Below are 25,645 nucleotides of genomic sequence, written 5' to 3'. Positions count from 1 at the left end.
AATGCCAATGGCTCCATGGGCGATGGCTGCCTAGAGTTCATGCCAACGCCGCGCAATGTCGCGCGCCGTTCAACACTCAGGAGATTGACCCATGATCAAGTACGCACTGTTTGCCCGCCTCGAAGCCAAGCCGGGCAAGGAAGGCGATGTCGAGAAATTCCTGGAAGCAGGCCTCGCCATGGCCCGCGACGAGAAGACCACGCCGATCTGGTTTGCGCTGCGCCTGTCGCCGACCACCTTCGGCGTGTTCGATGCATTCGAGAACGAGGCCGGGCTCCAGGCCCACCTGACCGGCCCGATCGCCCAGGCGCTGATGGCAAAGGCTCCCGAGCTGTTTGCCGCGCCGCCGTCGATCGAGCCCATCGAAGTGTTGGGGCTCAAGAACACCGGTGCCGCGTCCTGAGCGGGCAGCGGCTAGAATTGCCGGCTCTGCACTCAAACAAGAGCGAGAAAGGCACCTTGGTTATGACACCGCGAACTACTCGGCAAGGTTTCAGCGGCTTTTTCTTCACCGAAGGAAAAGGCCGGTAGCCCGCGCTCGCTGGTTCCTGCCAGCTTCACAACCAAGCAAAGCGCGGTCGTCCACCGCGCTTTTTTGTTTTTCTCCCCGAGGTTTCTTCAAATGATCCAGATCACGCTCCCCGACAACTCGCGCCGCGAGTTCCCCGGCCCGGTTTCGGTGGCCGAAGTCGCCCAGTCCATCGGTCCCGGCCTGGCCAAGATGACGGTGGCCGGCAAGGTCGACGGCAGGCTCGTCGATGCCAGCGACGTCATCGACCATGACGCGAAGCTGCAGATCATCACGCCCAAGGACGAAGAGGGCCTGGAGATCATCCGTCACTCGACGGCCCACCTGGTCGGCCATGCGGTGAAGCAGCTCTACCCGACGGCCAGGATGGTGATCGGGCCCGTGATCGAGGAGGGCTTCTACTACGACATCGCCTACGAGCGCCCCTTCACGCCCGAGGACATGGCGGCCATCGAGGCGCGCATGCGCGAGCTGATCGCGCAGGACTACGACGTGATCAAGAAGATGACGCCGCGGGCCGAGGTCATCGAAGTCTTCAAGTCGCGCGGCGAGGACTACAAGCTGCGCCTCGTCGAAGACATGCCCGACGAGCAGGCCATGGGCCTGTACTACCACCAGGAATACGTCGACATGTGCCGTGGCCCCCACGTGCCGAACACGCGCTTCCTGAAGGTCTTCAAGCTCACGAAGCTGGCCGGCGCCTACTGGCGCGGCGACGCCAAGAACGAGCAGCTGCAGCGCGTCTACGGCACGGCCTGGGCCGACAAGAAGCAGCTCGACCAGTACATCCAGCGCATCGAGGAAGCCGAGAAGCGCGACCATCGCCGGCTGGGCAAGGAGCTCGACCTGTTCCACATCGACGAAGTGGCGCCGGGCGTGGTGTTCTGGCACCCGAAGGGCTGGGCCATCTGGCAGGCGGTCGAGCAGTACATGCGCAACATCTACCGCGACACGGGCTACTGGGAAGTGAAGGGCCCGCAGATCCTCGACAAGAGCCTGTGGGAGAAGACGGGCCACTGGCAGAACTATCGCGACAACATGTTCACGACGGAGTCGGAAAAGCGCGAGTACGCGCTGAAGCCGATGAACTGCCCCGGCCACGTGCTGATCTTCAAGAGCGACCTGCGCAGCTACCGCGACCTGCCGCTGCGCTACGGCGAGTTCGGCCAGTGCCACCGCAACGAGCCCAGCGGCGCGCTGCACGGCATCATGCGCGTGCGCGGCTTCACGCAGGACGACGGACACATCTTCTGCACGGAAGACCAGATCCTCGACGAGTGCATCGCCTATACGGCACAGTTGCAGAAGGTCTATGCCGACTTCGGCTTCACGGACATCCTCTACAAGGTCGCCACGCGTCCCGAGAATCGCGTCGGTTCCGACGAGCTGTGGGACAAGGCCGAGCATGCGGTGATGGAATCGCTGCGCCGCTCGGGCGTCGACTTCGTCATTGCGCCCGGCGACGGTGCGTTCTACGGCCCGAAGATCGAGTACACGCTGCGCGATGCCATCGGCCGCCAGTGGCAGTGCGGCACGATGCAGGTCGACTTCAACACGGCCGAGCGTCTTGGCGGCGAATACGTGACGGAATCGAGCGGCCGCGCGCACCCCGTGATGCTGCACCGCGCGATCGTCGGCAGCCTGGAGCGCTTCATCGGCATGCTGATCGAGCACCACTCCGGCGCCATGCCCGCGTGGCTCGCTCCGGTGCAGGTGGCGGTGCTCAACATCAGCGAAGGGCAGGCCGATTACGCCTCGGAAGTTGCGAAAGCGCTGCAAAATCAAGGGCTTAGGGTCCAGCTTGACCTGCACAACGAAAAGATTACGTATAAAATACGGAAGCATTCGTTGCAAAAGCTCCCTTATATCGTTGTCGTGGGCGACAAGGAAAAGGAAGCAGGTGCCGTCGCAGTGCGCGCCCGAGGCAATCAAGACCTCGGTGCAATGTCCCTCGAATCGTTCGTGCAACGGCTCGTCCAGGATGTTGCCGACAAGCGTTGATTTGTCCTAGGAACACCCCATATGTTTCCCTGCCAAATCGTGCCGCTTGTCCGCGAGGGCTGAGCGGTTTTCGCTACAGATTTTGTAGCAAATTTTGAAGGATTCCGACCATCGCTACTGCATTCCGCGACCGCCGCCACCGCGAGGAACGCCAACACCGCCTGAACCGGGAAATCATGGCCCCGGAAGTCCGCCTGATCGGCCCGGATAACGAGCAATTGGGTGTCGTGAGTCTTGCCGAGGCTCTACGCCTTGCCGGTGAGCAGGACGTGGATCTGGTTGAGGTCGTCGCGGCGGCCAATCCGCCGGTGTGTCGCCTGATCGAGTACGGCAAGTTCAAGTACCACGAGCAGAAGAAGGCGGCCGAGGCGAAGTCGAAGCAGAAGGTCATCGAGGTCAAGGAAATCAAGTTCCGGCCCGGTACCGACGATGGCGACTACAACATCAAGATGCGCAATATCCGGCGCTTTCTTGATGACGGCGACAAATGCAAGATCACGCTGCGCTTCCGCGGCCGCGAGATCACGCACCAGGAGCTGGGTCTGGCACTGCTGCAGCGCATTCGCGACGAGCTGGGTGACACGATCCTCGTCGAGCAGTTCCCGAAGCTCGAAGGCCGGCAGATGATCATGATGATCGCGCCGGGTCGCAAGAAGCCGGGTGGCGGTGCGCCGAAGCCGGCGGCAGACGCCGGTGCCGCACCGGCAGCGGCTCCCGCCGCGGCCTGAGTGGCTAGGGGCGCAGTAGAGAGGTTTTGAAGGGATTTCGCCTTTGCCCGCACTTCGCAAGAAGCGCAGGCAGGGGCGGGATGAAGAAGTGTCTCGGGGCCAACAAGTCCGTGGAGCATCCATGGCGCCTCACGAGCACAAACTAAAGGAGCATTCACATGCCCAAAATGAAGACCAAGAGCAGCGCGAAAAAACGTTTCCGCGTTCGTCCCGGTGGCACCGTCAAGCGCGGTCAAGCCTTCAAGCGTCACATCCTGACGAAGAAGACCACCAAGAACAAGCGTCACCTGCGTGGTGCAGTCGCAGTGCACGAGACCAACATGGTTTCCGTCGCCGCCATGCTGCCCGGCCGTGGCATTTAACTCAGACGAACAAGGAGTACACACATGCCTCGCGTCAAACGTGGTGTAACGGCTCGCGCCCGCCACAAGAAAGTTCTCGCACTCGCCAAGGGTTTCCGCGGTCGCCGCGGCAATGTCTTCCGCGTCGCCAAACAGGCGGTGATGAAGGCAGGCCAATACGCCTACCGTGACCGCCGTACCAAGAAGCGCGTGTTCCGTCAGCTGTGGATCGCGCGTATCAACGCCGCCTCGCGTGAACTGGGCCTGACCTACAGCCAGTTCGCCAACGGCATCCGCAAGGCCGGTATCGAGATCGACCGCAAGATGCTTGCGGACATCGCCGTGCACGACAAGGCCGCTTTTGCCGGCATCGTGGAGCAGGTCAAGGCCAAGCTGGCTGCTTGATTCTGCACAGCAGGGCGCTGCCTCCGGGCGGCTTCCTGCGCCCACGGCTCAAGGGCTGGCGCTTGAAAAGGCTCCAGCTCTTTTTTATTTCCCCTCGAAGATTTTTGTTGCTATGAACGAGTTGGACTCCCTGGTCGACACCGCACGCGCCGCCTTCGCCGAAGCGAAGACGCCCGCAGAGCTCGAAAACGCCAAGGCCCAGTTCCTCGGCAAGTCGGGCCGCATCACCGAGCTGATGAAGGGCATGGCTGCGCTGAGTGTCGAAGAGAAGAAGTCCCGCGGCGCTGCCATCAACGTCGCCAAGCAGGCCATCGAGGCCGCGCTGACCGACCGCCGCCAGCAGCTGGCCGACGAAGAACTCTCGCTGCAACTGCGCGCCGAGGCGCTCGACGTGAGCCTGCCCGGCCGCCGCCGCATCTCCGGCGGACTGCACCCCGTGAGCCGCACCCTGGAGCGCATCGAGGAAATCTTCTCGAGCATGGGCTTCGACGTTGCCGACGGCCCCGAGATCGAGAGCGACTGGCACAGCTTCACCTCGCTCAACAACCCGCCGAACCATCCTGCGCGCTCGATGCAGGACACCTTCTACGTCGACCTTAACGGCGACGACGGCATCCCCTACAACCTGCGCCCGCACACCAGCCCGATGCAGGTGCGCTATGCGCATCAGCACATCAAGAAATACGCCGCCGAGTTCGCGGCAGCCGCAGCCGACACCACCGGCACCGTGAAGGCACCCGAGATCCGCGTGATCGCGCCCGGCCGCACCTATCGCGTCGACAGTGACGCCACCCACTCGCCCATGTTCCACCAGTGCGAAGGCCTGTGGCTCGGCGAGAACGTGAGCTTCAAGGACCTGAAGGTCGTCTTCACCGATTTCTGCCGCACCTTCTTCGAGCGCGACGACCTCGTGCTGCGCTTCCGCCCGAGCTTCTTTCCGTTCACCGAGCCGAGCGCCGAGATCGACATCCAGTTCGCAAGCGGCCCGCTGGCCGGCCGCTGGCTCGAGGTGTCGGGTTCGGGCCAAGTGCACCCGAACGTGGTGCGCAACATGGGCCTCGACCCCGAGCGCTACATCGGCTTCGCCTTCGGCATGGGCCCCGACCGGCTCACGATGCTGCGCTATGGCGTGAACGACCTGCGCCTCTTCTTCGACGGCGACCTGCGTTTCCTCTCGCAGTTCCAGTAAGCAGCACCCCATCACAGAAAAAACCAGATCGAGATCGAAGAGATGCAATTCCCGGAATCCTGGCTGCGCGAGTTCTGCAACCCGCCCATCGACAGCGCCACATTGGCCGAAACGCTCACCATGGGCGGCTTCGAGGTCGAGGAGCGCCGACCGGTGGCGCCGCCTTTCACACGTATCGTGGTCGGCGAAATCAAGGAAGCGGTGCAGCACCCGAACGCCGATCGCCTGCGCGTGTGCCAGGTCGACGCGGGGCAGGGTGCTTTGCTGAACATCGTGTGCGGCGCACCCAATGCGCGCGTCGGCATCAAGGTGCCTTGCGCGCTCGTCGGTGCCGAACTGCCGCCGGGTGAAGACGGCAAGCCCTTCCTCATCAAGCTCGGCAAGCTGCGCGGCGTTGAGAGCCAGGGCATGCTGTGCTCGGCGCGCGAACTGCAGCTGAGCGAAGACCACGGCGGCCTGCTCGAGCTCGACGCCGACGCGCCCATCGGCGCCGACGTGCGCGACGTGCTCAAGCTCGACGACGTGCTGCTCACACTCAAGCTCACGCCCAATCTGGCGCACGGCCTCAGTGTCTACGGCGTGGCGCGCGAACTCGCCGCGCTCACCGGCGCGCCTCTCAAGACCCCGGCCATCGCGCCCGTGGCCACGTCGTTCGCCGACGTGCTGCCGGTCAAGGTCGAGGCGCCCGATCTGTGCGGCCGTTTTTCGGGCCGCATCGTGCGCGGCGTGGACACCAAGGTCGCCACGCCCGCCTGGATGGTCGATCGCCTGGCGCGCTGCGGCCAGCGCAGCGTGACGCCGCTGGTCGACATCTCGAACTACGTGATGTTCGAGTACGGCCAGCCCAGCCACATCTTCGACCTCGACAAGATCCATGGCGGCCTCACGGTGCGCTGGGGCAAGGCTGGAGAGCAGCTGAAGCTGCTCAACGGCACGACGATCACCGTCGACGAGAAGGTCGGCGTGATCGCAGACGACCGCGAGGTCGAGTCGCTCGCCGGCATCATGGGCGGCGACGCCACCTCGGTGTCCGACGACACGCGCAACATCTACGTCGAAGCCGCCTTCTGGTGGCCCGAGGCCGTGCAGGGTCGCTCGCGCCGCTTCAACTTCTCGACCGACGCCGGCCACCGCTACGAGCGCGGTGTCGACCCGAGCCGCACGGTCCAGATCATCGAGCGCATCACTCAGTTGATCGTCGAGATCTGCGGCGGCCAGGCCGGCCGGATGGACGACCAGACGCTGCGCGTGCCCGAGGCCGCGCCCGTCACGCTGCGCGTCGCGCGCGCGGCCCGCGTGATCGGCATGCCGCTGACGCAGGTGCAATGCGCCGACGCGCTGAAGCGCCTGGGCTTCGCGATCGCCGAGGGCGAGGGTACTCTGACCGTGACCCCGCCGCCGCACCGCTTCGACCTGCTGATCGAGGAAGACCTGATCGAGGAAGTCGCACGCCTGATCGGCTTCAACAACCTGCCGACGACCGCGCCGCTCGCACCGATCACCGCCCGCGTGCGGCCCGAGGCACAGCGCAGCCGCTTCGCGGTGCGTCGCAGCATCGCCGCGCTGGGGTATCAGGAAACGATCAACTTCAGCTTCGTCGAAGCGCACTGGGAGCAGGACCTGGCGGGCAACGCCAACCCGGTGAAGCTGCTGAACCCCATCGCCAGCCAGATGAGCGTGATGCGCTCCTCGCTGATGGGCTCGCTGCTGCAGGTGCTCAAGTTCAACCTCGACCGCAAGGCGCCCCGCGTGCGTGTGTTCGAGCTGGGTCGCGTGTTCATGCGCGACGACAGCGTCGTCACGACCGACAGCACCGTGCGCGGCGTGAACCAGCCGATGCGCGTGGCGGGCCTTGCGTGGGGCGATGCCGACGAGGCGCGCTGGGACGGCAAGCCCGAGCGCATCGACTTCTACGACGTGAAGGGCGATGTCGAGGCGCTGCTCGCGCCGCTGCAGCCGGTCTTCGAGGCGGCCGAGCATCCAGCCCTTCACCCGGGCCGTTCGGCGCGCGTGCTGGTCGACGGCAAGGCCATCGGCTTCGTCGGCGAACTGCACCCGCGCTGGCGCCAGAAGTGGGACTTCTCGCAGGCGCCCGTGCTGTTCGAGCTCGATCTCGACGCCGTTACCGCGCGGCTCGTGCCTGTGGCGCAGCCGGTGCCCAAGCACCAGGCGGTCGAGCGCGACATCGCCGTCGTGGTGGCCGAGGCCGTCACGCACGATGCGCTGATGCAGACCATCCGCTCCGCCGCGGCGGCGCAGGGCCTGCTGCGCGATGCGACGCTGTTCGACATCTACCGTCCGCAGCCGCTGCGCGACGGCGCAGTGGCCGCACCTGGCGCGCTGGCGCAAGGCGAGAAGAGCATGGCGGTGCGCCTGAGCTTCCAGAGCGACAGCGCCACCCTGACGGACGAGCAGGTCGAGCCCGCTGTCCGCTCGATCGTCGAACAACTGGGCGCCAAGCTCGGCGGCCGCTTGAGGGGATGATGAGAATGAACGCTGCCGAATTCACGCTCGAGGCTCTCGAAACGCCTGCGCTTACCAAGGCGCATCTCGCCGACCTGCTGTTCGAGCAGATCGGCCTGAACAAGCGTGAGTCCAAGGACATGGTCGAGGCGTTCTTCGAGCTCGTGGCCAACAGCCTCATCGAAGGCACGGACGTGAAGATCTCCGGCTTCGGCAACTTCCAGATCCGCGTGAAGGCGCCGCGACCGGGGCGCAATCCGCGCACCGGCGAGGCCATTCCGATCGGCGAGCGTCGCGTGGCCACGTTCCATGCGAGTGCCAAGCTCAAGGAGCAGATTCACGGAAGCATCGACCAGGGTGGCGCGTCCGAGGTCGAGTGGAGCCTGGGTTCCACCGAATAAGTGCTTGGTGCTGTGCGCCTGCGTAGAGTAATCTCTGAGGTTTCCCGCGCACAGTCTTGATTTCAATGGAGAAAACGCTCCCGCCGATCCCTGTCAAACGCTACTTCACCATCGGTGAGGTCGGCGAGCTGTGCGGCGTCAAGCCGCACGTGCTGCGTTATTGGGAGCAGGAGTTCACGCAGCTGCGGCCCATGAAGCGGCGCGGCAACCGCCGTTACTACCAGCACCACGAGGTGCTCATGATCCGCCGCATCCGCGATCTGCTCTACGACCAGGGCTTCACGATCAGCGGTGCACGCAACAAGCTGCAGGAGCTCGTGCAGGGCGAGCGCGATCGCCGCAAGGCGGGCGAGGTGCCGCTCGAAGGCGTGGAAGCCATCGAGATCGACCAGGAAGAATTCGACGCCGCCATCGTGGAAGATTCCACTGTGTCGGCTGTCGCTCAAACGGCCGATCTGTCGCAGTTGTTGCACCTGCGGCGCGAGCTCTTTGAAATTCGTGAGCTGCTGAGTGTGGGACGCTGAATTTTCGAGGCTATAATCGAGAGCTTCGGTGTGTGGCGCAGCCTGGTAGCGCACTTGCATGGGGTGCAAGGGGTCGAAGGTTCGAATCCTTTCACACCGACCATTTTTGCTAGATAGATCAACGGGTCAGGACCACAAGTCCTGACCCGTTTTTCTTTGCGTCTGACAAATGGATGGGGTTTCTGACAAACCCAACCCGTTTCAGCCTTCCTCGGGACCTTCAACCGAGGCCGGGGAGCGGCTCGAGGAGTTCCGATGACCGCTCCCATTCCAGCCGCCAACGTTCCAGCTCATCCGAGGTCTTGCCTCCGCCGGCATCGGCGCTACGAGATGTCGTCGGATCTGCCGGCGCGACGGCGCTTCCAGATCACGCCGTCCGCCAGATAGTGATGAAAGTTCAAGGTGAAGTGCGCAATGAGAATCGTCGGGAGCCCGAGCCAGAGAAGGCTTTCCCCTGCGCGACTGGCGGCCGCGTAGAGAAGGGCTCCGCAGATGACACATGCGAGGAAGAAGGTCACCGGTGGCCTCAGCATCTCGGCCAGCGACTTGCGGCGTGCCGAATCACTGTCCGAGGCTTCGCTGTCCTTGCCCGTTGCGGTTCCGGGCTGCCGTTGACGGTAGACGAACATCAGGTACTGGATGTTGTGCCAGACATTGACCACCAGCCAGCCCACGGTGATGTCGCTGATCCAGACATAGCCAACCAGTGAAACGATCAAGTGGGACAGCACGAAGCTGTTGAAGGGCCCGTCCGCCTGCTGCGCGCCCCTGGCGTACCCCAGGCATGCAAACCAGCACAGTGATCCGACGGCGGCCGCGATGCCTGCTGCAAAGGCCAGTTCCTGCGGAACGGGAGGCAGCCAGATGGGATAGCTCAGGAAGCTGTCGGGTGCCTGCGCACTGCGGTGCAGATAGCCCCATGCAGGGAGCAGATAGATCAGAAGGTAAGGCAGGTTGCGAAGGGGCACCTGAAGCCGACGGTCGTAGCGTCTGGCGATGCCGTAGCTCTGGCGAGTCACATGGAAGGCCTGAAGCGCGAAGTACAGGGCAAACAGTCCAGCCGCCTCGTATGCGAGCGCAACGAACGTCAGGCCCGCCAGGACCAGGATGGGCGCGATAACGATCAGAACCCAGCGCAGGCGTGCGCGCGACGACATTGCGCCGATGCGCGTATAGGTCGCGACGATGTGCGGATTGGCCAACAGCCAGATGTCGACATAGAGGACGGCCAGCATCATGGGCGTGGACCACGATGCGAGCGCTCCGGCCGAGAGCGCCGCGAACAGGTTGCCGAAGATGAACCAATGCTCCTGGCGCATCGCGGGATTCGTGGCGCCCCCTGATGCAGTCTGGGCGTGCACTGTCATGTCGCGACAGGTGGCGTGGGCGGAGGCGGCGGCGAGCCGAGTGGGGCTGGTTTGGGTGGCACCAAAAACCCGGAGCGAGGTCGCAGATGGCGCTCGAGCTCGGTCCGCATGTTGTCGTACGCCGCATTCCGGGCGGCCGTGAACCTTGACTCGAGGGTCGCGCGGCTCAGGACGCCGGACAAGCCCGCCGGGGGAAGCGGCTGGTACGGGTTGTACTGTTCGGTGGCCTCGCAGGGGTGGCAATGTCCGTCCGCGTCGTACTGGCTGCGGATCTTCACCTTGTAGACCACGCCGCCGTCCTTGGCCGGATCCAGAGGAAAGCTGAAGGCCAGGAGCAGCTCGGGAGCCTGCGACGGGACATCGCCTTCAATGGGTACGAAGCCGGCATTCCGATAGGCGCGGACGATGCTTTCCTTGAGGCCAGGCATACTGATGCCGACGAAGGCGTTGCCGAACAGGTTCTGCTCGCCCGCCCACTGTCGCTTGTAGTTGAACCCGAACGAGGGGTCGAGATGCTCGCGCCCCACGGACTCGATCGTCGCGTACGCATTGTCGATCGCGGGGACGAGTCGAGCGCTCAGGTCGTACTGGGCCATCCATGGCAGCGCCTTGATATCTTGCGCATTCCTGATTTCGGCAAATCTCAGGAAACATGGGTTGCACTTCTTCCTGCCATCAAGCAACTCGTCGGCAGACACAAGAACCATCGGAGCCAGTCGTGTCTTCGGATCGACATCGAATCTGAACTCGAAGACCGTCGACTTGTCTTTCTGCGCATTCACGGCGACGAAAGAGAAGCCCGACTTCTGGAAGGCACTGCTTACCATCGACCTGAACTCCGGAACACCCATGTCGCGATAGGCAGCCACCGGGAAAGTAGGCCTTCCAATCCTGTAGCTCAGATCCAGAACGCTCTGCTGCGGTTGCGGCCTTGGCTGCGCGAAAGCAGCCAAAGCCGCCAGCAAGAGGCATCCGCCAACCAAGGCTCTGTGAAAGCCCGAAGTACTCGTCATTTGTGCTCCCTGTGAAAGCGCCCGTCTGCGCGTGCCTTTGAATCACTGCGACCGGTTGCCGGCGCGGCGATCGATGGCGGTCCGGTTCCGGCCGGATTCTGCCGCAGCATGGCACGTGCACTGCTGCCGGGGTATGTGCCGTCTTCGCGACAGCGGCGCGCGAGCGACAGGCTCTCTTTCGTTCATCGATCCTCAGGTGGCACGGGCAAACCGATCCTTCGACGGAGTTCCGTGCGCCAGGCTGCCGCATTCTCCTGCTGCTTGTTGAGAACGATCCCCAGGATGTAAGCCGTCAGGGCGGCGCCGATCAGAGCCACGCCGCTCTCGTAGACGATGTCGACGGCGAACTCCTTGAAACCGTCCGAGAGGAAGGACAACAGGGCTGAATACTTCAACACCTTGGACGCGGCGACGAGCACGGTGCCCAGGGCGGCGCAGGCCCAGAGGAAGACCCTGTGGATGGCGATCGGCGCGGTGATCTCTTCGATCTGATCGGGATACCTGCGGAAGTACGCAACGTCGTCGTTCGTGACTTCTGCGGAGCTGCCGAAGAGCAGGCGGAGGAAGAAAGAGTCGCTGTCTCTTTTCTTGGGGCGGGTTCTCATGGTCGATCTTCGCTGTAGAAGGGCAGGGCGCGGCGTGCGCTCGCGGGAGCATCGTTTGTAGCCGGTCCAGGAACGACGGCCCCGTAGCCACGATCTGCGCGCAACGCGGTGAAGAGAGAAGGGCGCCTTCATCGAGCGTCCCGGCCTCTGCCTTGCTGACGCCGCAAAAAAAAGCTCGCACTAAGGCGAGCTGAAGGACCCCGTTCTCGCATGGGGTCGGAGGGAGGAGCCCGCCGGAGGGCGGCGGGCAAGCCAATGATCGCGACCAATCTGGGAGACATTGAGGATGAAGGGCGCGTCGGAGGCTCTTTGATGACGAATCCGAAGGAATCCTGAATACCTGGGAATTAATTCCTTTGGTTGCAGCGGCCTCGGTCCTATCCTCGACGCCCATCATGAGCGCCGCACAACAAATGCAACTTCTCGTCGACCTGCCCGATGGCTGGTCCAGCCGCATCGACATCAAGCAGACCAGCAGCGGCCGTTATGCCGGTGTCGCCGAACTGAACCTGCGGGGCCTGAAGCGCGGAGTGCTCGTCTTCATGCAGCAGCCCACGCTCGAGGCCGCGCTGCAGCGCGTGCGGCTGCGGGCCAGCCAGTTCGCGAGAGAAAGGCTCGGTCCGCAGGACGTGTCGTCGAAGATGCCGTCGCTGCACAGCTAGCCGCCGCGCCACGGTTGGGGTTTCCTATCTCGCGGATGAGGATTCCCAACCCACGAACCAGCCGCCCTGCGGCACCATGAGGCGTCATTCCCACCGCGAAAGGAAAACGCCATGAAGGCATTCAGAAGACTCGTGGGCGGCGCCATCTCCATCGCCGGAGCCGTGCTGCTCATTACGCAGCACTTGTAGCCGGAAGAGACGGCCGATCGCGCCTCATCGGACATTCGTCCAATGGCGGCGCAGGCCCCCGAAGCGGACAGTACGGGCTTCCCAATCACTCCTCTCCCGTACGAGATCCCGCCTCATGAAAACCATCCAACGCTTCAAGCTCGCCGCCGCTGCCGTCGCCATCGGCCTTTCGTTTTCCGCCGTCGCGGCAACGCCCGCTGCGTCGGGCGACGCTTCCAGGCCCAGCGTCGTGATCGTCCACGGTGCCTTCGCCGACGGCTCCGACTGGGCCAAGGTGATTCCGCTGCTCCAGGCCAAGGGCCTGCGCGTGGTCGCGGTGCAGAACCCGCTGAGTTCGCTCGAGGACGACGTGGCTGCTGCGAAGCGCGCCATCGACGCGCAGCCCGGCAAGGTCGTGCTGGTCGGCCATTCGTGGGGCGGCTCGGTCATCACCGAGGCGGGCGCCAATGACAAGGTCGCCTCGCTGGTCTACGTGGCCGCCTTCGCGCCCGATGTGGGGCAGAACACCGCCGAACTCGGCAAGGACTATCCGCCCGCGCCCGGCTTCGCGCACATCGTGCCCGATGCTTCCGGTTATCTCTCGCTCACGAAGGAGGGCATGACGAAGCACTTCGCACAAGACCTGCCGGCTTCCGCCACCGCGGTGATGACCGCGACGCAGGGCCCGATATTCGGCAAGTCCTTCGAGCAGAAGCTGACGGTGGCCGCCTGGAAGACCAGGCCCTCGTGGTACCTGGCCACCAGCGCCGACCACATGATCCAGCCGGCGCTGCAGCTCGACATGGCGAAGAAGATCGGCGCGCACCTCACGCGCGTGAACGCCAGCCACGTGCCGCAGCAGTCGCAGCCGGCCAAGGTGGCCGAGGTGATCCTGGACGCCGTGCGCCAATCCAAGTAAGGTGCCGCGAGCCGCCCAAGGTGCATCGCGCGCCTTGGGCGGCTCGTCTTGCTTTTCCGCGTAGCCGTACCAGCAGATCCAGTGCAGCCTTCCTCCCCCATCCGGGTCTTCGACGCCATCCGCGCTCTCGCCTTCGTCGGCGATCTCAGCATGGGCCAGCCCATCGACCATTCGGTGCGTACGGGCTGGCTCGCTTCTCGGCTCGCCGCGGCCATTGGCCGCGATGCCGCGACGCAGAGCCATGTCGTATGCGTGGCCTTGCTGCGATGGTCGGGCTGCACGGCCAATGCGCCGGAGTTTTCCGACCTGCTGGGCGACGACGTGGGCGGGCGCCGCACCATGCTCGCCACCGCCTCGGCGCGCGCCGCGGCCGACTTCGCGAGTTCCGTCAGCCCGCTGGCCGAGATCCATTGCGAGGTCTCGGGCGACATCGCGCGCACGCTGGGCATGCCCGCGGCCGTGGAGCTGCCGCTGCGCCACATCTTCGAAACCTTCGACGGAACCGGCAAGCCGGAGGGCCTCGACGCCTCGCGCATTCCCGCCGAGGTGTTCCTCGTCACCATCGCGGGCGACCTGGAGATCTTCTCGCGCGTGCACGGTCTGAACAACGCGCTGCGCTACATCGCCGAGCGTGCCGATGCGCGTTATCCGGCCTTCCTGGTCGATGCGGTGCGCGAGCATGCCGTGGACTGGCTACACGTGCTGGAGCAGGGCGCGGCCGCCGAGCCGCAGCCGCCGTCCGCCGCGCTGCGGGACGCGACCGCGCCGCTCGAGCTGATCGCCGACGTGATCGACCTCAAGCTGCCGTGGATGACCGGCTACTCGCGCAAGGTCGCGGAAGCGGCGTTGCACTGCGCCCGCGGCATGGGCCTGGGCGACGAGCAGCAGCAGCGCGTCTACCGCGCGGGGCTGATCCACGGCATCGGCCGCGCCTCGGTGCCGAACGCGGTCTGGGACTCGCCGCATGCGCGCAGCGAAGCCGATGCCGAGCGGCTGCGCCTGGTGCCCTACTGGACCGAGCGCGCGGCGCGGCGCATCGACACGCTGCGCGCCGAAGCCGAAATAGCCTCCTTCGTCGACGAGCGCCTGGACGGCTCGGGCTTCTTTCGCGGAGCCAGGGGCGCGGCCATCGACGCCGAGGCGCGCGCCCTTGCCGCAGCCGCTCACTGGGTGTCGCTTTGCACCAGCCGGCCCGGCAGATCCGCGCTGCCGCAGGCCGAGGCGCTGACGGCGCTGCGGGCCGAAGCCGACGCCGGCCGGCTCGATCCGCAGGCCATCGCGGCGCTCACGGGCCAGCCGCAATCCGCTGCCGTATCGGTTCAACCATCCGGCGAAGCCTCGGCGCTCCTTTCGGGCCGCGAGGTCGAAGTGCTCGGCCGCATCAGCCTCGGTGAAAGCAACAAGGAAGCCGCGCGCTCGCTGGGCATCAGCCCGAGCACGGTGCGCGCGCACCTGGAGAACATCTTCCGCAAGCTGGGCTGCACCACGCGGGCGGCCGCCACGCTGAAGGCGATGACGCTGGGCCTGCTCTGAGTTCGGAACTCGAGCAGGCCCGGCCGCCGATCAGCCGAAGGTGAACGCGTAGGCCTGCGCGCCCGCGTCGAGAAACTCGATCTCGAACAGCCGGTCCTTCTGGTTCGCCGCCTGGCGCACCAGCTGGTAGAGGCGCTGTCCGTCGATGACGCCGTTGCCTTGCGCGTCGGTGTCGGTGCCGTGGTCCGCGAGCGGTGGCGCGCCATCGATCCGCACCCTGAAGCGCACCGGCTTGCCGTCGGACGACGGGCCGAGCACCAGGTGCAGGTCGCGCGCATGGAAGCGATAGGCGATGCGGCCGTTGGCCTGCGCCAGCACCGCACGCTCGCCTTCCACCTTCCATTCGCCTGCCAGCGTCCACTGGTTGGGCTGCAGCGTGGCGACACCTGAATAGACGCGCGCCCGGTCGTTGGAAGTGCCGCCGGGCGAGGCGAAGTTGCGCGCCTGTTCGTAGCCGAGGTAGGTCTCGCCCGAGAGGGCCGGCTCCGCGGCTGCGGCTGCTTGCGTGCCTTGGCCGTCGGGCGTGACAAGCCCGGCCGACGCGACGGGCCGGCCGGCTTCCGCCAGCAGTTGCTGGATGGCCTGCTCCGACTTCGCGTACTTGCCTTCGCCGAACTGGTGATGCCGGATGCGCCCCTGTGCATCGACGAGATAGAAGGCCGGCCAATACTGATTGCCGAAGGCGCGCCAGATCGCATAGTCGCTGTCGACCGCCACCGGAAAACCGACGCCCAGGTCCTTCACCGCGCGACGCACGTTGGCCGGCTGCTTCTCGAATGCGAACTCCGGCGTGTGCACGCCGACCACCACGAGCCCGGCGTCCTTGTACTTCTCGGCCCATGCTCGAACGTAGGGCAGGGTGCGCAGGCAGTTGATGCAGGAGTAGGTCCAGAAGTCGACCAGCACCACCTTGCCGCGCAGGCCTTCGGGCGTGAGCGGGGCGGAGTTGATCCATTCGGTGGCGCCGGCCAGCGAAGGCAGCTTGCCTTCATCGGGCAGCTTCAGCGCGGGCGCCGCCGGAGCTGATTGAGCCGACACGGTCATCAGGCCCTCCGGGCCGGCGGAGGCCCGTGGCTGCGGCTGCGACTGCGGAGATGGCGCCGGCATGTCGAGCCTGTTCACGAGCGCCTGCTCCAGCGCCGACGTGGTGCCGACCGACAGACGGCTCAGCAGCCCCGTGTCCAGCCCCAGGGCGATGGCGCCGACGCCCGCGAGCACCGCCACGCCGGCCACGCGCCGCATCCATTCGCCGGTGTGCAGCGACTTCTTCATCGCCGAGAACAGCCGTCCGCTGAAGAGCAGCGCCGCCGCCAGCGAGGTGCACGCGCCGGCCGCATAGGCCAGCAGCAGCAGCGAGGTGCCGACGCTCGCGCCATTGAGCGCCGCGCCGGTGAGGATCAGCCCGAGGATCGGCCCCGCGCAGGGGGCCCACAGCAGCCCGGTGCCGACGCCCAGCAGCAGCGGCGAGAACACAGAAGCCTTTCCCGAGGCAGGCTCGGACAGCCGCAGCCCGAGCGCCACCAGCGGACGGGTCAGCCGGTCCGCCACCGACGGGAACAGCAGCGTCACGCCGAACACCGCCAGCAATGCGATCGCGGCGCTGCGCCCGTATTCGTTGAGCGCCACGACCCAGCCGCCGCCCACCGCCGCCAGCGTGGCGATGGCCGAGAACGCCAGCGCCATGCCCAGCAGCATCGGCAGGCCGTGCGAGCGGAACGGCCGGTCGGCGCGCGCGAACACGAAGGGGAGCACGGGCAGGATGCAGGGGCTCAGGATGGTGAGCACGCCACCCAGGTAGGCAACGATGAGGAGGAGCATGGTCGGGTCCGTTCGGTGGATGTTGTGGGTGAATGAAAGCGAAGGCAAGGCGAGCGGGGGCCGTCACGGTCTCGCCTGGCGAGCCGCTTGCCTGTCGGTATGGGTATCGGTGGCGGTGGCCGTTGCCGCGCGGCGGCTCAGTCGTCGTGCGGTGCGTCGCGGGTGTTCATGGTCAGCCGGGCTTCCAGCCCGCCTTCGTCACGGTTGCGCAGCGTGAGCTCCGCGCCCATCGCTGTCGCCAGCTGCTGGGCGATGGCCAGGCCCAGGCCGGTACCGCCGGTGTTGCGGTTGCGCGAGCCCTCCACGCGGTAGAAGGGCTTGAGCACGTTCTCCAGCTGGTCGGGCGGAATGCCCGGGCCGTTGTCGACGACGGCCAGCGTCAGCCGGTTGCCGGCGCCTGCGTGCACCTGCAGCCGCACGTCGGTGCCGAACTTCAGCGCGTTGTCGATCAGGTTCGTCAGGATGCGGCGCAGCGCGTTCGGGCGCGTCACGATGGGCTCGCCCGCGCGGCCCTCGAGCAGCACCTGCTCGCCCGAGTCCTCGTAGTCGGCCACCATGCTCTCGAACAGCGCATCGGCGTCGACGCGGCGCGGCGGCTCGGTGGCGCCGTGCAGGGTGCGCGCATAGGTCACGCCTTCGCGCACCAGGGCGTGCATGGCGTCGAGATCCTGGCGGAACTTGTCGCGGTCATGGCCGTCGTCCATCAGGTCGGTGCGCAGCCGCATGCGGGTGATGGGCGTCTGCAGGTCGTGCGAGATGGCCGCGAGGATCTCCACGCGCTCCGCCATGTAGCCCGCGATGCGCTTCTGCATCGCGTTGAAGGCGCGTGCCGCGTGCCTCACTTCGGTCGGGCCTTCCTCGGCCAGCTGCTGGCCCTTCAGGTCGGGGCCCAGCTCGTCGGCCGCGTCGGCCAGCTGCGCCAGCGGCCGCGTGACCAGCCGCACCGCATACCAGGCGCACACGGCCAGCACCAGCAGCTGGACCCACAGCAGCCACATCACCCAGCTCGACACCGGCATGTCCACGCGCCGGGCATGCACCACCACCGAGGAGCCGTCCGACAGCCGCACCTGGATCTGCAGGCCCTGCGGCGGATTGCTCACCTGGCCGACCTTGACGATCTCGAACGGGCGCATCGCATCGGTGATGGCCGTGGCGAACTGCTGCGACAGCTGCGTGTCGGGCGGCGTGCCCTCCGCGTTGCCGCCCAGCACGAAGTGGTAGTTGCGACGCTCCAGCCGCGCGAGCCAGCCTTCGCGCTCGGCGGCGGGCAGCCGGTCGAGGACGGCGACCGAGCTGGCGATGTCGCGTTCGATGCCGATCATCATCAGCTCGCGCATCGCGATGCCGCGCTCGTAGCGGATGGCCATGAAGGTCAGCAGCTGAGCGATGGCCAGCCCGACGACGATGATCAGTGTGACGCGCGAGAAGAGCGTGCGCGGCAGCAGCCGGTGCAGGCCCGCGGGCGGGGCGGCCGGGGCGAGGTTGGCGGAGAGGCTGGCGGGTGTGGGCATGGACTGGTTTATAGACCGGTCCCGCCCCGCGGCGCGGCGCTTTGTATTCCAGTGTGTTGGGCAGCGCGGCCTGACATACAACATTACCCATTACCCGCCGGGGCGCCCGGGCGCCCTGGCGCTCCCTCGCCCGGCCTGGCCGGCGTGCGCGCAAGCAACATAGTGTGGTCACCCGGCCCTCCGGATACACGGGCATACAAAGCCGCCCGCCGCGGCCCCGAGGCGGGCTACATTGCGGCTACCCGCCGCGTTCCTCCGGCGGACCATCGCACAGCCATGAACATTCCCAAGACCTCCGACCACATCCTCATCGTCGACGACGACCGGGAAATCCGCGAACTGCTCAGCACCTACCTGGTCAAGAACGGCCTGCGCGTGGTCACGGTGCCCACCGGGCGGCACATGCGCGCGGCGCTGGAGGAGTCGGGGCCCTTCGATCTCATCATCCTCGACCTGATGCTGCCCGGCGAAGACGGGCTCACGCTGTGCCGCGACCTGCGCACGGGCAAGTACAAGGCCACGCCCATCCTCATGCTCACCGCGCGCAGCGAGGAGGCCGACCGCATCCTCGGCCTGGAGATGGGCGCCGACGACTACCTGGCCAAGCCGTTCTCCGCGCGCGAACTGCTGGCGCGCATCCGCTCGGTGCTGCGCCGCACGCGCATGCTGCCGCCGAACATGCGCTCCACCGAGGCGGCCTCGAAGCTGGCGTTCGGCGACTGGCAGGTCGACACCACCGCGCGCACCCTGATCGACGACAGCGGCGTGATGGTGGCGCTCAGCGGCGCGGAGTACCGGCTGCTGCGGGTGTTCCTGGACCATCCGCAGAAGGTGCTGAACCGCGACCAGCTGTTGAGCCTCACGCAGGGCCGCGAGGCCGAGCTCTTCGAGCGCTCGATCGACCTGCTGGTGAGCCGCCTGCGCCAGCGCCTGCGCGACGATGCGCGCGAGCCGCGCTACATCAAGACGGTGCGCAGCGAGGGCTACGTCTTCTCGTCGGCGGTGGAGGCGCTGGACTGAGGCCTACACTCGCGCAATGATCAAAGTACTGACGCTGCCGCTGGGTGCTCTCTTCATCGCCGCATGCGCCCAGCCCGAACCGCCCCGGGCCGTGGGCATGGCGAACCCGGCTTCGGTCTACTGCCAGAGCCTCGGGGGCAAGACGCTCATGAGGTCGAACGACAAGGGGCAGTACGGTATCTGCCAGCTTCCGGACGACCGGCAGATCGAGGAGTGGGAGCTTTACCGCCGGGATCATCCGGCGAAGTAGCGAAGCAGGGCGGTTTCAATTCGACGGCCTCCGCGAGCGCTTGCGCACGCCGTCTTCCTGCCTGGAGGATATGCATTGGCAGCTCACCGGGTTGCGGATTTCGTGGGCGACGCCGCCTGCGAAGAAGAGCAGCGCGAGCCAGAGTTTTTTCATTTGCTTTGCTCCTGCTTGGTTTTGTTCGGGGGGCATGTTCGGGGTGTGTGCGAATGGCACCGGGTACTCCCTCCGCGAATGTCCTCCGGCCTGCGGCCTCCCCCTTTATTTCGCTGCGGGAGCACCCGGTGCCATTCGCACATGGGCGCGGCGCTTGTGCGGCCGGATAGACCGCTGCGTCCATCGATCGCGACGATGGGGTGCCTTGCGCAGCGAAATAAAGGGGGAGGCCGCAGGCCGGAGGACATTCGCGGAGCAAGGTACCCCGTCGGCGTGATCGCGCCCCGGACAACAGCGCTGTTTCAGATCCCGGCAGGCGCAGGCTCGGCCAGCAGCGCCTGGATCTTCTTCTCCGTCGTGCCGTAGCTGCCCTCGCCGAAGTGCGAGTAGACGATCTTTCCCTGCTTGTCGATCAGGTACACGGCCGGCCAGTACTGGTTCCTGAAGGCCTTCCAGGTGCCGTAGCTGTTGTCCTGCGCCACCGCGTGCCTGATCTGCAGGCGCTCGATGGCGTCCTTCACGTTTTTCGTCGACTTCTCGTACGCGAACTCCGGCGTGTGCACGCCGACGACCACCAGGCCCTTGTCCTTGTACTTCTGGTTCCAGTCCTTCACGTACGGAAGGTGGTTCAGGCAGTTGATGCAGGTGTAGGTCCAGAAGTCGACCAGCACCACCTTGCCGCGCAGCTCGCTCAGCTTGAGCGGCTGCGAGTTGAGCCAGGTGTCGATGTTCTGGAATTCGGGCGCCGCAACGGCTTCGGAAGCCGGTATGTCGCCGCCGAACGGCGAGGGTGCCGCGAAGGTCAGCGTGAGGGCGGCCGCCGAGGCGGCGACGGCAACGGCGAAATAGAGGGCGGAAGAGCGAAAGCGCATGGCGGTTCCTTCGGAAGAGTGACGGGCGTTCGTCTGTGAACGGAACCGATTCTTCGCCGGGGTGCCCGCCAGTGGCGCGGATTGCGTATTCCTCTGTATCCGCGGGACGCAGCCCGCACACTACGTTTCACGCGCCGCCGGGCGCGACGCTCAATCGACCCTGATGTTCCGCGAGCGAACCAGCGCGCTCACCCTGCCGGTCTCGTCCTGCACGAACTTCGCGAATGCTTCGGGCGTGGTGCCGGCCGGCTCCAGGCCCAGCTGCAGCAGCTTCTGCCGCACGGCAGGATCGTTCACCGCGGCCTGCACGGCTTTACCGAGCTTCTGCACGATGTCGGCGGGCGTGCCCTTGGGCAGGAACACGCCGTTCCACTCGACCACGTTGTAGCCGGGCAGACCCGACTCGGCGAGCGTCGGCACCTCGGGCAGCCCTGGCACGCGCTTGAGCGAGCTCACGCCCAGCGCGCGCAGCTTTCCGCTCTTCACGTAGCCCAGCGTCGAGGCCACATTGCCGAAATAGGCCGACACCTGCTCGCCCATCACGTCGGTCAGCGCGGGCGCGCCGCCCTTGTAGGGCACGTGCATGAGGTTGATCTTCGCCTGCTCGTTCAGCGCTTCGCCCGCCAGGTGCGAGCCGGTGCCGCCGCCCGCCGACGCGAAGCTCAGCTTGCCCGGGTTCTTGCGCGCGTAGTCGATGAACTCCGGCACGGTCTTGTACGGCGCGGTCGCCGGCACGACGAGGATCTGCGGCGCGGTGGCCACCAGCGAAACGGGAATGAAGTCCTTCGCCGCGTCGAAGGGCAGCTTGCGCAGCGAGGGGTTCACCGAGAACGCCGAGGCGTCGTAGAGCACGGTGTAGCCGTCGGCCGCCGCCTTGGCCACGTTGTCGGCGCCGATCACGCCGCCCGCGCCGGGCTTGTTGTCGATGACGATCTGCTGCCCCAGCGAGGCGCTCATCTGCTGCGCGACGATGCGCGCCGTGTTGTCGGCGCCGCCGCCGGCCGCGTAGGGCACGACCATGCGGATCGGCTTGTCGGGCCACGCGGCCCAGCCCAGCAGGGGAACGGCGCAGGCGGCCAGCGTGGCGATGGATTTCAGGAGTCGCTTCTTCATTTCGATGTCTCGGGGCTTGTATTTCAGGAAAAGTCGTAGAGCCGCGCCGGGTTGTCGACCAGCACGCGGCGGCGCGCGGCCTCGTCGGGCACCCATTCGCCCAGCAGGTCGAAGAGCTGCGCGTCGTCGGGCTTGGCCGTGCGCTCGGTGGGATGGGGCCAGTCGCTGCCCCACACGATGCGTTCGGGTGCCTGCCGTGCCCAGGCACGGGCGATCTCGACCGTGTCGGCATAGCCGCCTTCGGCGCCGAGGGCGGAGTCGAGATACGCGCCCGACAGCTTGATCCAGGTGCGGCCGTTGTCGAGCAGCCGGCTCACCACGCCGTGTGCGGGGTGCGAGAGGCCATCGGGCTGCGGCAAGCGGGCGAGATGGTCGAACACCACCGTGCAGGGCAGGCGCTCGAGCAGCGCCGAGTGCGCGGCGATCTGGTCTGCGCTCCAGTGCAGCTGCACGTGCCAGCCGAGCGCGTGAACGCGATGCGCCAGCGGCTCGACCATGGAGAAATCTGTCGTCGCGTTCGTTGCCGTGTACAGCGTGAAGCGGATGCCGCGGATGCCGCCCGCGTGCAGATGCTGCAACTCGGCATCGCTTACCTCGGGCCGCACCACGGCAACGCCGCGCGTGCGCTCCACGCCCAGTGCCTGGATGGCCGCCAGCGTCACGCTGTTGTCGGTGCCGTGCACGCGCGGCTGCACGATCACCGTGCGTTGCGTGCCGGTGCGCTGCTGCAGCAGGCGATAGTCGTCGGCGGTGGCGTTGTCCAGCATCGCGTCGGGCGAGCCGTGCAGCGTGAAGCGGCGGTCGTACACGTGGATGTGCGCGTCGCATGCGCCTTCGGGTGCCGCGATGCGTGGCTTGCGCGTGCCGCTGCTGTGGGGCACGGCGGACTCGTCGTGCATGGCTCAGTCGTCCTTGCCTCGCGAGGCCAGCACGGCCGACGTGTGCTGCCCCAGCGTCGGCGCCGCGAAAGGCTCCGGGCCCGGCGTGCGGCCGAAGCGCACAGGGCGGGTGAAGCCGCGGTAAGAACCCAGCGTGGGATGAGAAAAGTTCGCCACCATGTCCTCGGCCAGCACCTGCTCGTTGTCGAACATGTCTTCCACCGTGCGGGCGGCGGAGCAGGGCACTTCCTCGCCGAAGAGCTCTTCCCATTCGAGCGCGGTGCGCCCGGCCAGCGCGGCGCGCAGCTTCGGCACGATCTCAGCCGCGTGCTGCGCGCGCTTGCGCACCGAGTCGTAGCGCTCGTCGGCCGCCAGCTCCGGCAGCCCGACCTTCGCGCACAGGGCCTGCCAGAAGTGCGGCGTGTTGGCCGAGATGTAGATGTGCCCCTCGCGCGTGGGGTGGATGCCCGTGATGCCGCCCGAGCGCATGTCGCGCCCCACGTCCTTGGGCTCGCCCTCGGCCCACACCATGCGCGCCGACTGCATCGTGAGCGCCGAGCGCAGCAGCGAGACGCCGACGAACTGGCCTTCGCCGCTCTTCTCCCGCTCGTACAGCGCCGAGGCGACGCCGGCGGCCACCAGCGCGGCTGCGTAGTAGTCGACCACCGAGCCGTAGATGATCTCGGGCGGTTCGCCGCGCTTGCCCTGCAGCGCGCACATGCCGGTCATGGTCTGCAGCACCTGGTCGTAGCCGGCCTTCTCGCGCAGCGGCCCGGTCTCGCCGTAGCCGGTGACGGCGCAGTAGATGAGCCGCGGGTTCACCGCCTTCAACTGCTCGTAGGCGATGCCCAGCCGGGGCGGCACGCTGGGGCGGAAGTTGTGCACCAGCACGTCGGCGGTGCGCACCAGCTCCATCAGCGCTGCCAGGTCTTCCCGGTTCTTGAGGTCGAGCATCACGCCCAGCTTGCTGCGGTTCACGCCGATGAAGGCGCGGCTCTCGGCTTCCAGCGTCGAGGGGTACTTGCGCAGGTTGTCGCCGGTGGGCGGCTCGATCTTGATGACTTCCGCGCCCTGGTCGGCCAGCAGCGAGCAGCCGTAGGGGCCCGCGATGTAGGCGCTCAGGTCGAGCACGCGCAGGCCGCTCAGCGGCCCGGCGGGGCCCCGGCGTTCGGGCAGGCGCGTGTCGTCAGGGGCGGTGATGCTCATGGGCTTTCTCTTTCTTTGCTCAGTCTGCGGTGATGTTCTGTTGCTTTGCCAGCTTCTTCCAGCGCTCCACGTCGTCGGCGATGACGGTGCCGAACTGCGCCGGCGTGAGCGGCGTCGCGATGGCGCCTTCGCGCAGGAAGTTGGCGGTGATCTCGGGCTTGGCCAGGATCTGGTTGACCGCGCCGTTCAGCTTGGTGACCACGTCGGCCGGCGTGCCCGCCGGGGCCAGCAGGCCCCACCAGAGCTCGAATTCGTAGCCGGGTACGGCGGTGGAAATGGGCGTGAGGTCGGGCGCGATGGGGCTGGGCTTCAGGCTGGTGATGCCCACCGCGCGCAGCTTGCCGGCGCGCACCATCGGCAGCAGCGAGGGGCCGCTCGAGATCAGCAGCTGCGTCTGGTTGCCCACGAGGTCGGTCACGGCCGGGCCCATGCCCTTGTACGGGATGTGCGCGATCTGCAGGTCGCCCACCTTGGCCTTGAGCAGCTCGGTGCCGAACTGGTTGACGCTGCCCGAGCCGGACGAGGCGTAGTTGTACTGGCCCGGCTTCGCCTTGATGGCGGCGATCAGCTCGGCCGGCGTCTTCGCCGGAAACTCGTTGTTGACCGCGACGATGAACGGCCCCTTGGCGAACATCGCCACCGGCGCAAGGCCCTTGACCGGATCGAAGGGCAGCTTCGTCTGCACCGCAGCGTTGGTCGTCATGCTCGACGACACGGCCACCAGCGTGTAGCCGTCCGGCGCGGAGCGCGCCACCTGCGCCGTGCCGGTGTTGCCGCTCGCACCAGGGCGGTTGTCGATGATGACCGGCTGCTTGAGCTGGTCGCCCAGCTCCTTGGCCACCTGCCGCGCGAAGGTGTCGTTGGAGCCGCCGGCCGGGTAGGGCACGACGATGGTGATGGTCTTGCTGGGATAGCCGCCCTGGGCGAACGCGGCGCCGGCGAATGCGGCAAACGCGACGACGGCGAGCGCTCGCGGACGAAGGAAGGATGGGAAATGCATTTTCTTGTCTCCGGTTTCTTTTATTGATGGAAGGCAGTTCAGCCAGGAATCAAGCCCAGGCTGCGTGCGCTCTCGACGATGGCGCGCGCGCGGATCACGAAGGGGGTGTCGATCATCTTTCCGTCCACCACGTAGGCGCCGACGCCCCTGGCATCGGCATCGCGCGCCGCCTCGACCACCTTGCAGGCATGCGCGATCTCCTCGTCGGTAGGACGGAACACCTCGTTGGCGATGGCGATCTGGCTCGGGTGGATGCAGGTCTTGCCGAGGAATCCGAGGTCGCGTGCCAGCATCGCCTCGGCACGGAAACCCTCGGCGTCGCGGATGTTCGCGAAGGCGCTGTCGTAGGCATACAGGCCTGCCTCGCCGGCCGCGATGCGCACCGCGAACATCGCCTGCCGGATCGCCGAAGGCTCGCGCCGGGCTATGCCCAGCGGCTCGAACAGGTCGCCCAGACCCAGCTGCAGGCCAGCCACGCGGGGATGCGCCAGCGCCAGTTCGGCGGCCGTGCGCAGCGCGTTGGGCGTCTCGATGTTCAGCAGAAGGCCGATGGGTGCCTGCACGCCGTTGGCCCGCTCCGCGCGCTCGATGGCTTCGGCGGCCGCGCGCACATGCGCGGGGCTCTGCGGCTTGGGCAGGTTGATCAGGTGCACGCCGGTGCGCGCCACCGCCGCGACGTCGCGCTCGAAGTGCGGCGTGTCCATGGCGTTGACGCGAACGATCAGCGTCTTGCGCGACGAAGCGGCCTCGCCGCTTTCGAGGAACCTGCGCACGGTCTCGCGCGCCTCGTCCTTGCGCGGCTCGGACACGGCGTCTTCCAGGTCGAGGCTGATGGCGTCCGCTTCGCCGGCGAGCGCCTTGGCGAACAGTTCGGGGCGGGTGCCGGGAACGAATAGCTTGCTTCTCATGGGAGGGCAGTGTTCCCGGTTCATGAGATGAGAAAAACAGCTGTTTGCTGCGATCACATCGCAGA

General features: G+C 66.6%; 26 protein-coding genes and 1 tRNA gene. 15 read left to right on the top strand and 12 right to left on the bottom strand.

Annotation, left to right across the window (positions count from 1 at the left end; all coding sequences use genetic code 11):
* Positions 1 to 91 precede the first annotated feature (91 nt).
* The 10 genes from BMY35_RS18720 (at position 92) to BMY35_RS18675 (ending at position 8,684) form a co-directional block, all read left to right on the top strand.
* Positions 92 to 403 (top strand): putative quinol monooxygenase, encoded by a 312-nt coding sequence (locus BMY35_RS18720; RefSeq protein ID WP_093202114.1) that lies wholly within the window; start codon positions 92 to 94, stop codon positions 401 to 403.
* Between the two features lie 219 nt (positions 404 to 622).
* On the top strand, positions 623 to 2,530 hold the full coding sequence (gene thrS, locus BMY35_RS18715) for a threonine--tRNA ligase (protein WP_093202111.1): 1,908 nt from the start codon (positions 623 to 625) through the stop codon (positions 2,528 to 2,530).
* 101 nt (positions 2,531 to 2,631) lie between these two features.
* Positions 2,632 to 3,258 (top strand): translation initiation factor IF-3, encoded by a 627-nt coding sequence (infC, locus tag BMY35_RS18710; protein ID WP_093202108.1) that lies wholly within the window; start codon positions 2,632 to 2,634, stop codon positions 3,256 to 3,258.
* Between the two features lie 158 nt (positions 3,259 to 3,416).
* Positions 3,417 to 3,620: a 50S ribosomal protein L35 gene (rpmI, locus tag BMY35_RS18705; RefSeq protein ID WP_007832497.1), complete on the top strand. Its 204-nt coding sequence runs from the start codon at positions 3,417 to 3,419 to the stop codon at positions 3,618 to 3,620.
* A gap of 24 nt (positions 3,621 to 3,644) precedes the next feature.
* The gene (gene rplT, locus BMY35_RS18700) at positions 3,645 to 4,004 is read left to right on the top strand and encodes a 50S ribosomal protein L20 (protein WP_007832499.1); all 360 of its coding nucleotides are present in this window, start codon (positions 3,645 to 3,647) and stop codon (positions 4,002 to 4,004) included.
* A 112-nt stretch (positions 4,005 to 4,116) separates the two neighbouring features.
* The gene (pheS, locus tag BMY35_RS18695; protein ID WP_093202106.1) at positions 4,117 to 5,193 is read left to right on the top strand and encodes a phenylalanine--tRNA ligase subunit alpha; all 1,077 of its coding nucleotides are present in this window, start codon (positions 4,117 to 4,119) and stop codon (positions 5,191 to 5,193) included.
* 42 nt (positions 5,194 to 5,235) lie between these two features.
* Positions 5,236 to 7,677, top strand: coding sequence for a phenylalanine--tRNA ligase subunit beta (gene pheT, locus BMY35_RS18690; RefSeq protein ID WP_093202103.1), 2,442 nt, complete (start codon positions 5,236 to 5,238; stop codon positions 7,675 to 7,677).
* Positions 7,678 to 7,682: 5 nt separating this feature from the next.
* Complete coding sequence (locus tag BMY35_RS18685) at positions 7,683 to 8,057, top strand: integration host factor subunit alpha (protein ID WP_093202101.1); 375 nt, start codon at positions 7,683 to 7,685, stop codon at positions 8,055 to 8,057.
* Positions 8,058 to 8,122: 65 nt separating this feature from the next.
* Positions 8,123 to 8,581 carry a MerR family transcriptional regulator gene (locus tag BMY35_RS18680; protein WP_093202098.1) on the top strand — a complete coding sequence of 153 codons (459 nt, stop codon included), beginning with the start codon at positions 8,123 to 8,125 and terminating at the stop codon, positions 8,579 to 8,581.
* Positions 8,582 to 8,607: 26 nt separating this feature from the next.
* A tRNA-Pro gene (locus BMY35_RS18675) sits at positions 8,608 to 8,684 on the top strand.
* Between the two features lie 220 nt (positions 8,685 to 8,904).
* Here the strand turns inward: BMY35_RS18675 and BMY35_RS18670 are convergent.
* From BMY35_RS18670 to BMY35_RS18660, 3 genes are all read right to left on the bottom strand, one after another.
* Positions 8,905 to 9,948, bottom strand: coding sequence for a hypothetical protein (locus BMY35_RS18670; RefSeq protein ID WP_093202096.1), 1,044 nt, complete (start codon positions 9,946 to 9,948; stop codon positions 8,905 to 8,907).
* On the bottom strand, positions 9,945 to 10,961 hold the full coding sequence (locus BMY35_RS18665) for a hypothetical protein (RefSeq protein WP_256228779.1): 1,017 nt from the start codon (positions 10,959 to 10,961) through the stop codon (positions 9,945 to 9,947). Before BMY35_RS18665 ends, BMY35_RS18670 begins: the two co-directional genes overlap by 4 nt.
* Before the next feature lie 182 nt (positions 10,962 to 11,143).
* The gene (locus BMY35_RS18660) at positions 11,144 to 11,566 is read right to left on the bottom strand and encodes a hypothetical protein (RefSeq protein WP_093202093.1); all 423 of its coding nucleotides are present in this window, start codon (positions 11,564 to 11,566) and stop codon (positions 11,144 to 11,146) included.
* Between the two features lie 413 nt (positions 11,567 to 11,979).
* Between BMY35_RS18660 and BMY35_RS18655 the strand changes: the two genes are divergently transcribed.
* The 3 genes from BMY35_RS18655 to BMY35_RS18645 all read left to right on the top strand — a co-directional run bounded on the left by BMY35_RS18655 (position 11,980) and on the right by BMY35_RS18645 (position 14,848).
* Positions 11,980 to 12,228, top strand: coding sequence for a hypothetical protein (locus BMY35_RS18655; protein WP_256228778.1), 249 nt, complete (start codon positions 11,980 to 11,982; stop codon positions 12,226 to 12,228).
* Positions 12,229 to 12,532: 304 nt separating this feature from the next.
* The gene (locus BMY35_RS18650) at positions 12,533 to 13,315 is read left to right on the top strand and encodes an alpha/beta fold hydrolase (RefSeq protein ID WP_093202091.1); all 783 of its coding nucleotides are present in this window, start codon (positions 12,533 to 12,535) and stop codon (positions 13,313 to 13,315) included.
* A gap of 81 nt (positions 13,316 to 13,396) precedes the next feature.
* On the top strand, positions 13,397 to 14,848 hold the full coding sequence (locus tag BMY35_RS18645; protein ID WP_093202088.1) for an HD domain-containing phosphohydrolase: 1,452 nt from the start codon (positions 13,397 to 13,399) through the stop codon (positions 14,846 to 14,848).
* Positions 14,849 to 14,878: 30 nt separating this feature from the next.
* Here BMY35_RS18645 and BMY35_RS18640 read toward each other — a convergent pair whose 3' ends face one another.
* Both BMY35_RS18640 and BMY35_RS18635 read right to left on the bottom strand, forming a co-directional pair.
* Positions 14,879 to 16,666: a cytochrome c biogenesis protein DipZ gene (locus BMY35_RS18640; protein ID WP_093202086.1), complete on the bottom strand. Its 1,788-nt coding sequence runs from the start codon at positions 16,664 to 16,666 to the stop codon at positions 14,879 to 14,881.
* Between the two features lie 137 nt (positions 16,667 to 16,803).
* Positions 16,804 to 18,180: an ATP-binding protein gene (locus BMY35_RS18635; RefSeq protein WP_093202083.1), complete on the bottom strand. Its 1,377-nt coding sequence runs from the start codon at positions 18,178 to 18,180 to the stop codon at positions 16,804 to 16,806.
* A 276-nt stretch (positions 18,181 to 18,456) separates the two neighbouring features.
* Between BMY35_RS18635 and BMY35_RS18630 the strand changes: the two genes are divergently transcribed.
* Together BMY35_RS18630 and BMY35_RS18625 are read left to right on the top strand one after the other, a co-directional pair.
* Positions 18,457 to 19,200, top strand: coding sequence for a response regulator (locus BMY35_RS18630; RefSeq protein WP_093202080.1), 744 nt, complete (start codon positions 18,457 to 18,459; stop codon positions 19,198 to 19,200).
* A gap of 16 nt (positions 19,201 to 19,216) precedes the next feature.
* The gene (locus tag BMY35_RS18625) at positions 19,217 to 19,450 is read left to right on the top strand and encodes a putative hemolysin (protein ID WP_093202078.1); all 234 of its coding nucleotides are present in this window, start codon (positions 19,217 to 19,219) and stop codon (positions 19,448 to 19,450) included.
* 15 nt (positions 19,451 to 19,465) lie between these two features.
* Here the strand turns inward: BMY35_RS18625 and BMY35_RS38330 are convergent, their stop codons facing one another.
* The 7 genes from BMY35_RS38330 to BMY35_RS18595 all read right to left on the bottom strand — a co-directional run bounded on the left by BMY35_RS38330 (position 19,466) and on the right by BMY35_RS18595 (position 25,580).
* The gene (locus BMY35_RS38330) at positions 19,466 to 19,603 is read right to left on the bottom strand and encodes a hypothetical protein (protein WP_177213662.1); all 138 of its coding nucleotides are present in this window, start codon (positions 19,601 to 19,603) and stop codon (positions 19,466 to 19,468) included.
* 302 nt (positions 19,604 to 19,905) lie between these two features.
* On the bottom strand, positions 19,906 to 20,475 hold the full coding sequence (locus tag BMY35_RS18620; protein WP_093202075.1) for a thioredoxin family protein: 570 nt from the start codon (positions 20,473 to 20,475) through the stop codon (positions 19,906 to 19,908).
* Positions 20,476 to 20,625: 150 nt separating this feature from the next.
* Complete coding sequence (locus BMY35_RS18615; protein ID WP_093202073.1) at positions 20,626 to 21,588, bottom strand: Bug family tripartite tricarboxylate transporter substrate binding protein; 963 nt, start codon at positions 21,586 to 21,588, stop codon at positions 20,626 to 20,628.
* 23 nt (positions 21,589 to 21,611) lie between these two features.
* Positions 21,612 to 22,487, bottom strand: coding sequence for an amidohydrolase family protein (locus tag BMY35_RS18610; protein ID WP_093202070.1), 876 nt, complete (start codon positions 22,485 to 22,487; stop codon positions 21,612 to 21,614).
* A 3-nt stretch (positions 22,488 to 22,490) separates the two neighbouring features.
* Positions 22,491 to 23,672: a CoA transferase gene (locus BMY35_RS18605; protein WP_093202068.1), complete on the bottom strand. Its 1,182-nt coding sequence runs from the start codon at positions 23,670 to 23,672 to the stop codon at positions 22,491 to 22,493.
* Between the two features lie 19 nt (positions 23,673 to 23,691).
* The gene (locus BMY35_RS18600; RefSeq protein WP_093202065.1) at positions 23,692 to 24,672 is read right to left on the bottom strand and encodes a tripartite tricarboxylate transporter substrate binding protein; all 981 of its coding nucleotides are present in this window, start codon (positions 24,670 to 24,672) and stop codon (positions 23,692 to 23,694) included.
* Positions 24,673 to 24,710: 38 nt separating this feature from the next.
* On the bottom strand, positions 24,711 to 25,580 hold the full coding sequence (locus tag BMY35_RS18595; protein ID WP_093202062.1) for an HpcH/HpaI aldolase/citrate lyase family protein: 870 nt from the start codon (positions 25,578 to 25,580) through the stop codon (positions 24,711 to 24,713).
* Between the last annotated feature and the right edge of the window lie 65 nt (positions 25,581 to 25,645).

Source organism: Variovorax sp. YR750 (assembly GCF_900109805.1).
Taxonomy (GTDB): Bacteria; Pseudomonadota; Gammaproteobacteria; order Burkholderiales; family Burkholderiaceae_C; genus Variovorax; species Variovorax gossypii.
The sequence above is the reverse complement of the archived record's forward strand: the minus strand, read 5'-3'. Positions and strand labels throughout refer to the sequence as shown.

Coding starts and splice junctions, on each gene's coding strand:
- BMY35_RS18720 (WP_093202114.1), top strand. CDS start 92: ATGATCAAGTACGCACTGTTTGCCCGCCTCGAAGCCAAGCCGGGCAAG.
- thrS (WP_093202111.1), top strand. CDS start 623: ATGATCCAGATCACGCTCCCCGACAACTCGCGCCGCGAGTTCCCCGGC.
- rpmI (WP_007832497.1), top strand. CDS start 3,417: ATGCCCAAAATGAAGACCAAGAGCAGCGCGAAAAAACGTTTCCGCGTT.
- rplT (WP_007832499.1), top strand. CDS start 3,645: ATGCCTCGCGTCAAACGTGGTGTAACGGCTCGCGCCCGCCACAAGAAA.
- pheS (WP_093202106.1), top strand. CDS start 4,117: ATGAACGAGTTGGACTCCCTGGTCGACACCGCACGCGCCGCCTTCGCC.
- pheT (WP_093202103.1), top strand. CDS start 5,236: ATGCAATTCCCGGAATCCTGGCTGCGCGAGTTCTGCAACCCGCCCATC.
- BMY35_RS18685 (WP_093202101.1), top strand. CDS start 7,683: ATGAACGCTGCCGAATTCACGCTCGAGGCTCTCGAAACGCCTGCGCTT.
- BMY35_RS18680 (WP_093202098.1), top strand. CDS start 8,123: ATGGAGAAAACGCTCCCGCCGATCCCTGTCAAACGCTACTTCACCATC.
- BMY35_RS18670 (WP_093202096.1), bottom strand. CDS start 9,948: ATGACAGTGCACGCCCAGACTGCATCAGGGGGCGCCACGAATCCCGCG.
- BMY35_RS18665 (WP_256228779.1), bottom strand. CDS start 10,961: ATGACGAGTACTTCGGGCTTTCACAGAGCCTTGGTTGGCGGATGCCTC.
- BMY35_RS18660 (WP_093202093.1), bottom strand. CDS start 11,566: ATGAGAACCCGCCCCAAGAAAAGAGACAGCGACTCTTTCTTCCTCCGC.
- BMY35_RS18655 (WP_256228778.1), top strand. CDS start 11,980: ATGCAACTTCTCGTCGACCTGCCCGATGGCTGGTCCAGCCGCATCGAC.
- BMY35_RS18650 (WP_093202091.1), top strand. CDS start 12,533: ATGAAAACCATCCAACGCTTCAAGCTCGCCGCCGCTGCCGTCGCCATC.
- BMY35_RS18640 (WP_093202086.1), bottom strand. CDS start 16,666: ATGCTCCTCCTCATCGTTGCCTACCTGGGTGGCGTGCTCACCATCCTG.
- BMY35_RS18635 (WP_093202083.1), bottom strand. CDS start 18,180: ATGCCCACACCCGCCAGCCTCTCCGCCAACCTCGCCCCGGCCGCCCCG.
- BMY35_RS18630 (WP_093202080.1), top strand. CDS start 18,457: ATGAACATTCCCAAGACCTCCGACCACATCCTCATCGTCGACGACGAC.
- BMY35_RS18625 (WP_093202078.1), top strand. CDS start 19,217: ATGATCAAAGTACTGACGCTGCCGCTGGGTGCTCTCTTCATCGCCGCA.
- BMY35_RS38330 (WP_177213662.1), bottom strand. CDS start 19,603: ATGAAAAAACTCTGGCTCGCGCTGCTCTTCTTCGCAGGCGGCGTCGCC.
- BMY35_RS18620 (WP_093202075.1), bottom strand. CDS start 20,475: ATGCGCTTTCGCTCTTCCGCCCTCTATTTCGCCGTTGCCGTCGCCGCC.
- BMY35_RS18615 (WP_093202073.1), bottom strand. CDS start 21,588: ATGAAGAAGCGACTCCTGAAATCCATCGCCACGCTGGCCGCCTGCGCC.
- BMY35_RS18610 (WP_093202070.1), bottom strand. CDS start 22,487: ATGCACGACGAGTCCGCCGTGCCCCACAGCAGCGGCACGCGCAAGCCA.
- BMY35_RS18605 (WP_093202068.1), bottom strand. CDS start 23,672: ATGAGCATCACCGCCCCTGACGACACGCGCCTGCCCGAACGCCGGGGC.
- BMY35_RS18600 (WP_093202065.1), bottom strand. CDS start 24,672: ATGCATTTCCCATCCTTCCTTCGTCCGCGAGCGCTCGCCGTCGTCGCG.
- BMY35_RS18595 (WP_093202062.1), bottom strand. CDS start 25,580: ATGAGAAGCAAGCTATTCGTTCCCGGCACCCGCCCCGAACTGTTCGCC.